Annotated in this window: 8 protein-coding genes; 7 read left to right on the forward strand and 1 reads right to left on the reverse strand. The window is 37.5% G+C overall.

Translation table 11 applies throughout. The features are described from left to right. Nucleotides 1–775 (reverse strand): GlxA family transcriptional regulator (locus AC1DPQ_RS17455; protein WP_477610375.1); only part of this gene is annotated, 775 nt, incomplete at its 3' end. 134 nt (nucleotides 776–909) lie between these two features. Here AC1DPQ_RS17455 and AC1DPQ_RS17460 point away from each other — a divergent pair. The 7 genes from AC1DPQ_RS17460 to AC1DPQ_RS17490 form a co-directional block, all read left to right on the forward strand. Further along, on the forward strand, nucleotides 910–1,404 hold the full coding sequence (locus tag AC1DPQ_RS17460; RefSeq protein ID WP_477584814.1) for a DinB family protein: 495 nt from the start codon (nucleotides 910–912) through the stop codon (nucleotides 1,402–1,404). Nucleotides 1,405–1,407: 3 nt separating this feature from the next. Further along, nucleotides 1,408–1,914 carry a DinB family protein gene (locus AC1DPQ_RS17465; RefSeq protein ID WP_477610376.1) on the forward strand — a complete coding sequence of 169 codons (507 nt, stop codon included), beginning with the start codon at nucleotides 1,408–1,410 and terminating at the stop codon, nucleotides 1,912–1,914. Between the two features lie 15 nt (nucleotides 1,915–1,929). Further along, nucleotides 1,930–2,343 carry a hypothetical protein gene (locus tag AC1DPQ_RS17470; protein WP_477610377.1) on the forward strand — a complete coding sequence of 138 codons (414 nt, stop codon included), beginning with the start codon at nucleotides 1,930–1,932 and terminating at the stop codon, nucleotides 2,341–2,343. Between the two features lie 119 nt (nucleotides 2,344–2,462). Continuing rightward, nucleotides 2,463–2,882 carry a VOC family protein gene (locus AC1DPQ_RS17475; protein WP_477584812.1) on the forward strand — a complete coding sequence of 140 codons (420 nt, stop codon included), beginning with the start codon at nucleotides 2,463–2,465 and terminating at the stop codon, nucleotides 2,880–2,882. Nucleotides 2,883–3,192: 310 nt separating this feature from the next. Further along, a complete protein-coding gene (locus AC1DPQ_RS17480; protein WP_477584811.1) occupies nucleotides 3,193–3,573 on the forward strand; it encodes a DoxX family membrane protein in 381 nt (126 codons plus the stop codon). A gap of 100 nt (nucleotides 3,574–3,673) precedes the next feature. Then, the gene (locus tag AC1DPQ_RS17485) at nucleotides 3,674–4,105 is read left to right on the forward strand and encodes a DUF2147 domain-containing protein (protein ID WP_477584810.1); all 432 of its coding nucleotides are present in this window, start codon (nucleotides 3,674–3,676) and stop codon (nucleotides 4,103–4,105) included. 7 nt (nucleotides 4,106–4,112) lie between these two features. Further along, the coding region (locus tag AC1DPQ_RS17490) for a WD40/YVTN/BNR-like repeat-containing protein (protein ID WP_477610378.1) at nucleotides 4,113–4,953 on the forward strand (841 nt) is incomplete at its 3' end.

A 4,953-nucleotide genomic window follows, 5' to 3' on the forward strand; every position in this document is an offset into this window, starting at 1 on the left:
GGGTAATACCAATCACCTGTTTAAAGCGACGCACAATATTTCTTCTACTGGAAGGAATATCTTTAATCATCTCTTCGATGGTAGCCACATCCTGATAATTATTTTCAATTTTTTCCTGGGCAGAAGCAACAATATCATCATTGTGATGACGGATAGGTTGGAAGGTGCTAAAGTACGATTGGTTTACACGGTCCATATCGATTGCAAAAATCTTGGCCACCTTAATGGCCATATCTTTTCCACAATGAAGCTGTAAAAGGTGCAACAATAAATGAAAAGTGGAGGTTGCACCACCACTTGTAAATAATTTTCCATCCTGTGTTACGGTTTTATCAGCCTTTAAATGAACCAGGGGGAATGCCGTAGAAAAGGCAGAGCAGGCATCAACATGTGTGGTAGCTGCTTTACCATCCAACAGTCCTGATGCTGCAAGTAAAAATGCACCAGTACAAAAAGTAGCAATTTCTGCGCCTGCCGCATGTTGTTTGTTTAACCAGGGGATATAACCTCTGTTGGCTCCAATACAATCTTTGATGTCGTTGGTTGCAAATGATGGAACTAAAATCAGTTCGAACTGCCCGGCTTTTTGTAAGGACACACAGGGATGCGTACTAAAATTATAATTTTTATCGTCTAGCGTAATTAAACTAATGTTAAATGGTGTTTCAAGCGCATCTTTTCTGTAAAAACCATTAACAGTATCAAATACATCTAAAATAGCCGCTATGCTTAATAATCTGAAATTTTGGGGCAGTAAAACACCTACTTGTATCATTTGGTTAAAAATTTAAGTATCGTAAATATATAAAAATTGTCTGAAATGCCCCTTAAGATTGACTTTTACGGCAACGGTGTTCAACTAAATTAAAAGGTAACTTTATTTCAGTTAATCAATTAATTAGTAAACATATGAAAACCACCCCAACGAGTAGCAGAATGTATGGCTTTATAGTGTTGTACGAAATGCAAACAGATTTTTTAGTAAGGGCTTTAGATGGGATAGACCAAAAGGATGCACAGAAAAGATTGGATACGAAAGCAAACCACATTGCTTGGATTACCGGGAGTGTAGTGCATAGCCGTTATTTTCTGGCCAAATCATTCGGTATCGATCTTCCGTCCATAACCGACGATCTTTTTGCCGATAATAAAGGAATTGTGGATGATGCCACTTATCCATTGCTTGAAGATTTCATTAAAGATTGGAAAGAGATTTCTCCAAAGTTACAGCAGGCATTATCCCAGGCTACCGACGAGAAACTGGAAGAGAAACTCAGCATCCCTGGAATGGAGATCACATTGTTTGAAATGATCAGCTTCAACAGTTATCGGGAAGCCAATTGCATCGGGCAGATTGCCTTATGGCGCAGGTTATTAAACTATCCTGGAATGAATTACATGTAAGTTATGGAAAAGATAATAAAAGAAGCCAGCGAAACTTTGTCGGCGTTAGAAAACACCTTATCGAAATTTGATACTGCGCAAATTAATGCAGTACCATTTAAAGGAAGCTGGACAGCAGGCCAACTGGCTGAACATATGATTTTGGCAAATTCTGGCTTTCTGCAAGTCATAAATGGCCCGGTAACCGAAACAGATAAGCCAGCCGATTTAATGGTAGCGCAGATTAGAAACGACTTTTTGAATTTCAACGTGAAGTTCAATTCGCCTCAACAGATTTATCCTGAAGATAAAGTGTATAACCAGTATGCATTATTAGAAAGCTTAAAACAGATCAGGGACAGGATTTCAACTTCAATTGCAGACCTGGATTTAACTAAAACCTGCAGTTCTTTTGAATTACCCGGCTATGGCTTTCTAACCCGGCTAGAGGCCATTTATTTTGTGATTTATCATACACAACGACACGTACATCAGTTAAAAAATATTTACAACGAGCTAGATACCAATTGATTTTTAACTAAATTTATGAGAAACAACAGGCTTAATCTGCTAAATCCTTATATCGGCAAATGGAAAACAGAAGGTTTAACAAAAGCGGGTGATGTAATTGTGGGAACGGATACCTACGGGTGGGTTGATGGTGGGTTTTTCTTAACACATCAGGTAGACGTCATGTTCGGCGATAAAAAGATCCGATCGTTAGAAATTACGCATTATGATGATATGGAAGATGTTTTTAGGTCGCAATCGTTCGATAATGAAGGCAATATTTCAATATCCACCCTTAAAATTTACGATGATATTATTTTAATATTTGCCGATACCGAAAGATTTAAAGGAAATTTTAAAGCCAATACCATAGAAGGGACATGGGAACAATTTGATGGTAAAAACTGGGCACCATGGATGGATATCAAATTGACTAAAATGCGCTCGTAACCTCCTGCTGAACTCGTTTCAGCATCTTATGCTAAATAGATCCTGAAACAAGTTCAGGATGACGATAATAAAAAAAACAAATAATAATTAACCATCCCGAAGGGAAAAACAACAAAACAATGGCGACACTTAACACGTATTTAAATTTTAACGGTAACACCGAAGAAGCATTTAACTTTTATAAATCTATTTTTGGCGGCGATTTTGCTGTGCTTCAACGCTTTAAAGATTCGCCGGGATGCGAAGGTATGGCAGTAGGCGACCAGGAGAAAATCATGCACGTGGCTTTGCCTATTGGTGGCAACGTACTCATGGGTACCGATGTTACCAACCCGATGCCTGCATCTACTTTCGGTACCGGAATCTCACTGTCCGTTGATGCGGCAAGTGAAGAAGAGGCACATACACTTTTTAATAACCTCTCAGCTGGTGGAACAGTAACAATGGCTTTAGAAAAAATGTTCTGGGGAGCCCTTTTTGGTATGGCTACCGATAAATTTGGTATTCAATGGATGGTGAATTACGATTATAACAAATAGCCTGGAGTCAGGAGAAAGGAGCCGAAAGTGTTGGATCCTTAGTCCAGACTTCATAGTCTGGTATACTTATCGCGAGTGCGGTAATGTAAATTGCGTACGCATTAATATAAATCGCGGGTGCGGTAATATAAAGAGCGAATTAGATAATAAATGGTCAATGGCTGATGGTTAATAGATTATGGCTATTAAATATAAAACCTCAACCAAAACAGATTAACTTATTATTACACTAATGTACAATGTACCAATGACYAATGAACTTTAAATAACTTTTATTATTTTTAATTTTAGAAACCAAAATTAATCCAATATGAAAATTGCAATTATTATTATCAGGGTGTTATTAGGAGCACTATACCTATTTGCTTCGGTAACCTATTTTCTTAATTTAATGCCTAAGGCGCCGGAAATGACAGCGGCCCAAACCAGCTTTATGACAGGTATAATGGCCTCCGTTTATCTTTTTCCATTAATTAAAATAACAGAACTGTTATGTGGTGTAATGTTGTTTATCGGAAGGACGGCACCACTAGCATCAATCATTATTTTTCCTGTTACCTTGAATATCTTTTTGTATACCGCATTTTTGGCCCAGCCTAAAGATCTTCCGATGTCGGCCGTGATGTTATTGTTTAATTTGTTCCTGCTTTATGCGTACCGTGCCAAGTATCTACCAATTGTTTCAAAGTAAATTTTAGGATTTTCAAAAATTCTCATACTTTTTCTCTTTATTTAGTGTTTCGATATAAGGTGTAATTATTATCTTTAGAAACTAACTAGAAATAAAAAATATGAGAAAGTTACCATTTTTAATGCTGCTTTTTGTGGCAGTATCGTTTTCTGTATTTGCACAGAACAAAGATGCTATTGTAGGCAAATGGCTTAACCCATCGGGTGAAGGGCAAATAGAAATTTATAAAAAAGGCGATAAATATTATGGGAAATTAGCCTGGATGAAGGAACCCAATTTAAATGGTAAACCTAAATTAGATGCTAAAAATCCTGACGAAAAACTACAGAAACGCGCTTTGTTAAATCTGGAAATATTAAAGGATTTTGTTTACGAAGATGGTAAATGGACCGATGGAACGATTTACGATCCGAAAAAAGGTAAAACCTATAGCTGCAACATGACCTTAGCAGGTAATGATGTATTAAATGTTCGCGGTTATGTAGGTATTTCTCTTTTAGGCCGATCAGAAACTTTTAGACGAGTAAAATAATTTATAGATGAAGAAAATTTTATGGTGCCTTTTAATGGCACCTTTTTTTTGCACCGCGCAGTCGTATTCCTTTAAACCCTTAAACGAGAATACCAAAACCAGTTTACGGGGTTTAAGTGTTGTATCAGATCGGGTTACCTGGGTAAGTGGTAGTAATGGATCGGTAGGTAAAACTACTGATGGTGGTATAACCTGGAAATGGTTAAAACCAAAAGGTTACGAAAAAATCGATTTCAGGGATATTGAAGCTTTCGACGATAAACAGGCCATTATTGTGGGCATTGCTTCGCCGGCATACATTCTGAAAACCGTTGATGGCGGCGAAACCTGGACAGAAAATTATAAAAATGTAGATTCAGCTATATTTTTGGATGGCTTGGGTTTTTGGGATAAAAATAAAGGAATCATCTTCGGTGATCCCATAAATGATAAAATGCAATTACTTAAAACTGTAGACGCAGGTAAAAGCTGGCAAGATATTTCAGCAAATCTAAAAACCAATTTGGCTAAAGGTGAAGCAGGTTTTGCAGCCAGTGGAACAACCATTAAAACATTACCTGGTGGTAAAACCTGGATTGCAGCAGGTGGAACGGTATCTAACATTTACTTTTCTCCAGATTATGGACAAAACTGGCAAGTATTTAAATGCCCCATTTTGCAGGGCGAAAATAGTACGGGTCCTTTCTCGATCGATTTTTTGAATGAAAAAATTGGTGTAACTGTTGGCGGAAACTATGTAAAAGATAAAGAAAACACCAATAATATTCTTTTAACGAGCAATGGCGGCAAAACCTGGCAAAAGCCAGCTACCCCGGTTTTAGGCTTCCGATCGGGCGTAACCTATATTA

It is taken from the genome of Pedobacter sp. 01T416_2 (assembly GCF_056398925.1).